The organism is Actinomyces sp. ICM39 (assembly GCF_000282935.1).
Classification (GTDB): Bacteria; Actinomycetota; Actinomycetes; order Actinomycetales; family Actinomycetaceae; genus Pauljensenia; species Pauljensenia odontolytica_B.
This window is the reverse complement of the sequence record NZ_ALCB01000002.1, coordinates 1-4,756: the sequence shown is the minus strand read 5'-3', so window position 1 is coordinate 4,756 and position 4,756 is coordinate 1. Positions and strand designations below refer to the sequence as shown.

Annotated in this window: 3 protein-coding genes; 1 reads left to right on the top strand and 2 read right to left on the bottom strand. The window is 66.8% G+C overall.

The window, feature by feature from the left end; translation table 11 throughout:
* Positions 1-1,130: 1,130 nt before the first annotated feature.
* Both HMPREF1137_RS00025 and HMPREF1137_RS00020 read right to left on the bottom strand, forming a co-directional pair.
* The gene (locus tag HMPREF1137_RS00025; protein WP_007587371.1) at positions 1,131-1,814 is read right to left on the bottom strand and encodes a superoxide dismutase; all 684 of its coding nucleotides are present in this window, start codon (positions 1,812-1,814) and stop codon (positions 1,131-1,133) included.
* A 165-nt stretch (positions 1,815-1,979) separates the two neighbouring features.
* Positions 1,980-2,948 (bottom strand): DUF808 domain-containing protein, encoded by a 969-nt coding sequence (locus tag HMPREF1137_RS00020; RefSeq protein ID WP_007587370.1) that lies wholly within the window; start codon positions 2,946-2,948, stop codon positions 1,980-1,982.
* A gap of 79 nt (positions 2,949-3,027) precedes the next feature.
* Between HMPREF1137_RS00020 and HMPREF1137_RS00015 the strand changes: the two genes are divergently transcribed.
* Positions 3,028-4,722, top strand: a complete 1,695-nt coding sequence (locus tag HMPREF1137_RS00015) for a methyltransferase (RefSeq protein WP_007587368.1) — start codon at positions 3,028-3,030, stop codon at positions 4,720-4,722.
* Positions 4,723-4,756 lie beyond the last annotated feature (34 nt).

Below are 4,756 nucleotides of genomic sequence, written 5' to 3'. Positions count from 1 at the left end.
GCCCATGCCCTCCGGTCCCTCCGGCGCCCTCCACACCAGTGGGGCTGGGTCGCTGACGTGTGCTTGTGCGTCGTCTCGAAGCCCGGCCAGGCCTCGCGTCTCGAAGCACGCTCTATCCTCAGTTTCGCATGCAATTCCCTAATGCCTGCAGTCTGCGGCTCTGTGAAAAGCCCGGAATTTCAACGATTAAATTTCAAAGCATGAAGTATGCGCGGGGGGAATTGCATGCGAAATTTGTCGGGTGCTGACCTTGCCGCCGCCTTCGGGTGCTGGGGTCGGACTCTCCGGCCATTCCGGCGCTCGTCATCCCAGAGGCGGTGGGGGTTTTGCAGCATTAGGAGCTGGCTGTCGGCGTGTCGTCGGCGTGTTGCGCCTCTAATGACGCCATTTCCCCCGTTTGGCGGCAGTGTGAGCGTTGCTGGGGGTGGAGTGGCGCCCAAAGTACAGACCGCCTCGGCGAAAAACGCTCACAACGGGCGGTTGTGGATGAGGTGGTCCGCGTTTTGGGCACAACAGTGTTTGGCATGGGGCGCGCGCTTGTAAGTGAACCCGCTATCCCGAGCGCGAAGCCGCTATGGCGTACGTCAACCCGCTATCTGGAGTGTGGGTGGGGTGTTGATGCGAAAAAGTTCGCCATGCTCGGCTTGTTGGTGGCGACAGCGGTAGAAAGTTCGCCATGCTCGGGCAAAACGTGCCAAATTGGGCCATTTTGGGCGAGCAGGGCGAGTTTTGTCCCGCAGATGCGGTGAGAAGGGGTGTGCAGGGTGAGTTTTATACCGAAGTGGCCCGGCGCGGTTCTTGTTGGGCGAGTTTTGTCTCGCCATGGCGCCGCTCCTGTTCCCTGCTGGGCCTGGGCTGCCACCCATCGGGTTAACGTGCGCGTGGGTGCTGGCGTGCCTTGGCGATATGTCGCGTGCTGTGGGCCCGCAGCCGCCCGCGAGCGGCGCAGGCAGGCCCGTGGCTCCTTCGAAGCCGCGCCTCCAGGGATACGACGGAGGCGGGACCCCGAAGGATCCCGCCTCTCGTTGCGTGCGGTGGCCGCGCCGTCGGCGCCGAAAAGCCAGCGCCAGAAACTCAGTGCCCGAGTCTCAGCTCGGAGACAACGGCCACAGGAGCGTCAGCGCGAACGCTCAGTTCTTCCACCAGCCCTTGACGGTGTCCATGGCCTGCGTGCCCAGGTCGGTCAGCGCGGAGTGGGCGTTGACCAGGCCGGAGGACAGGCGGGCGGCCTGGAAGCGGGAGGCGACGTTCTCCCAGTTGACCAGGTTCCACCAGGCCTTGACGTAGTCGGCCTTGACGTTGAGGTAATCCAGGTAGAAGGCGTGCTCCCACATGTCGATCATGAGCAGCGGAACGGTCGCGACCGGGATGTTGCCCTGCTGGTCGGTCATCTGGTAGGTCACGAGGCGCTTGCCGACGGTGTCCCAGGCGAGAACGGCCCAGCCGGAGCCCTGCAGGCCCAGAGCGGCGGCGGCGAACTGCGCCTGGAAGGACTCGAACGAGCCGAAGAACTCGTCGATGGCGGCGCCGAGCTCGCCCTCGGGGCGCGAGGCGCCCTCGCCGGTCATGTTGGTCCAGAAGATGGAGTGGTTGGTGTGACCGCCCAGGTTGAAGGCCAGGTTCTTCTCCCACAGGTTGATCGCAGCGAAGTCGCCGGACTCGCGGGCAGCAGCCAGCTTCTCGAGGGCGGCGTTCGCGCCGGCCACGTAGTTGGCGTGGTGCTTGTCGTGGTGCAGCTCCATGATGCGGCCGGAGATGTGGGGCTCGAGAGCGGCGTAATCGTAGGGGAGTTCGGGCAGGGTGTAGACGGTCATGATGCTCCTCCTGGGCGTCGTCGTCGTTTGTCTGTTGACTCCAAGGGTAGTACTTAAGTCCCGCCTTGCGTAGGGGTTATGTGTCACCTTTCGCGCAGTGCGATCAACGACGAGGCCGGGGCTGGGTCTCGCGACCACGCCCCGGCCTCGTGAAACGACAGCAGATCAGGCCTTCGTGCGCGCCCGGTGCACGAGCGCGGAAGCGCCGACGACGATCCACGCGATAACGGCACCCAGGATGACGCCGAAGACGCCGGACAGGAGAGTCTCGACCAACCAGGTGACGAAGCCGCCGGCTGACGCGACCGCGTGCTCAGCGACCTCGAGGATGTGGTGGAAGACGGGGACGCCGACCGCGGCGAGGTTCTCGATGACCAGGTGGCCGCCGACCCACAGCATCGCGACCGTGCCGACGACACCGATCACGTTGAAGATATGCGGCATGACGCGCACGATCGTGCGGCCCATGTTGTCGACGGGGCCGGGGCGATTGTCCTCGGGCTTGATGGCATCCTTGGCCAGGTGGAGGCCGAAATCGTCGGCCTTGACTAGCAGAGCGACGAGGCCGTACACGAAGAACGTCATGAAGAAGGCGACCGCGATGAGGATGGCGACGCGCATGATGCCGGTCTCGTTGGACAGGCCGGCCATCGACACGAGCATGATTTCGGCGCTGAGGATCAGGTCGGTGCGGGTTGCGGAGGCGACGATGCCCTTCTCGAGTTCCTCGCTGGAGGTGGCGCCACCCTCGTCGTGCTCCTCGTGGTGGCCGGGCAGCCAGCTGAGATTCTCGAGGACCTTCTCGCCGCCTTCGAAGCACAGGTACGCGCCGCCCACGATCAGCAGGAATGGGAGGAACTGTGGGGCCAGCCAGGTGAGCAGGAGCGCGATCGGCAAGATGATGAACAGCTTGTTGATGAGGGAGCCGCGTGCGATCTTGCCGATGATGGGCAGCTCGCGCGACGGGCTCAGGCCCGACACGTACTGGGGCGTCACCGCGGTGTCGTCGATGACGACGCCCACCGCCTTCGAGGAGGCCTTGACGGCGTTGGCCGCGACGTCGTCGATCGACGAGGCCGTGACCTTCGCGAGGGTCGCGATATCGTCGAGCAGTGCGACAAGTCCACCGGACATGAGGTTTCCTCCTCTGAGCCTGACGTGAGGCTTCTGGTTGGGTACCCGCGCATTGTACGCGTGGGGATAGGCTTGAGTCATGACGACTTCCGTACCCGTTCCCGCCCTCGACCGTGACTTGATCGGGCGCCTGCGCGCCGATGTGATCGCCTCGACGTGGACCGTTGAGAATCTTCAGACCCTGATCAGTGAGGGTGCGCTGTCCGCCCTCATGCGCGACTCGCGACTGCCGGCCCTCGTCGAGCTCGCGGGCGCCACCGACCCCGCCGCAGTTCTCACGCGCTTCTTCATCCTCGGCCTGCCCGAGCGTGCCTCGGTACTGAACGAGGCCCTTCCGACGCTGGGCGCACGCGGGCTGGAGTCCCTCGGCCTCGCGGCCACTATCGACGAGGCCGAGGCAGCCTCCGCGCTCGTCATGCCCCGCGTGGGCGGCGCGCCCAAGCGTGAGCCGAAGGACAAGGGTGCGGACGAGGCCTCGGCCCCGAAGGCCTCGAGCCTGCCGACGATGCGCGACCCCGACGAGGAGGCCCCCGAGCCCGAGGTTGAGGCTGACACGTGGATGCGCGCCCTCTTCGACCTGCGACCCCACGCGGCCTCGCTGCCGGGTGGCGACCACGAGTGGTGGGTGGCCTCGGACCTGGCGGAGGTGCAGACCGGCAAGCCGCTGTCCGATGACCACGTGCTCGGCATCGGCGGTGCGACCCTGACGCTGCTCGAGATGACGGTGCGCGAACACGTCGACTCGGCCCTCGACGTGGGTTGCGGCTGCGGCATTCAGGCCCTCTACCTGGCTACGCACGCCGACTGCGTGGTGGCGACCGACCTGTCGCCGCGCGCGTGTGCGCTCACCCAGTTCAACGCCGCCCTCAACGAGGTCGTCATCGATGTGCGCGAGGGTTCCCTCTTCGAGCCCGTCGAGGGTGAGACCTTCGACCTTATCGTTACCAACCCGCCCTTCGTGATCACGCCGGACTCGGTGCGCGGCGCAGCCGGCCTGCTCGAGTATCGCGACGGCGGCATGGACAGGGACAACCTGATCCGCGCGGTTCTGCGCGGCGCTCCCGAGTGCATGAACGAGGGCGGCACCCTGCAGATGCTCGCCAACTGGGAGATCCCCGCCGACCGCAACCCGGACACGCAGTGGTCGTGGCGCGTAGATTCGTGGCTTGACGGCCTGCCGGTGGACGCGTGGGTCGTCCAGCGCGACGTCCTCGACCCCGCGCGCTACGTGGACATGTGGATTCGCGACTCGGGCGGCCAACTCATGGACCGCGCCGACTACGAGCGAGCCTTCACCTCGTGGCTGGCGGACTTCCGCCGCGCGGGCACGGGCGCGATCGGCATGGGTTTTGTGGCGCTGCGCAAGCTCGACGAGGCCGAGGCCGCCTCGGGTGGCAAGCGCGCCTACGACCTGTCCCTCGATGGGCACGCCCCGCGCGGGCGTGACGTGGCGTGGGCACTGGCCTCCCTGCGCGCCCCAGAGCTGTGGGAGGTGGCGCTGACGCGCGCCTCGGACGTGCGCGAGGAGCGCCACTACGTGCCGGGCAGTCCCGACCCGGAGCTGCTCATCATGCACCAGGGTGGGGGACTGGGCCGTTCTGTGCCCGTCTCCTCGGCCGTGTCCGCGGTCGTGGGCGCTTCCGACGGCGAGCTGACGGTCGGCCAGATTGCGGCGGCCGTCGCGATGCTCACGTCGGTTGAGGTTGATGATGTGCGCGCCGAGATCGAGGCGCCCCTGCGCGACCTGATCCGGTGGGGATTCTTGACGTTCTGAGCGGTGTTGTATGCGCGGGCGCCGCGGCTGCAGG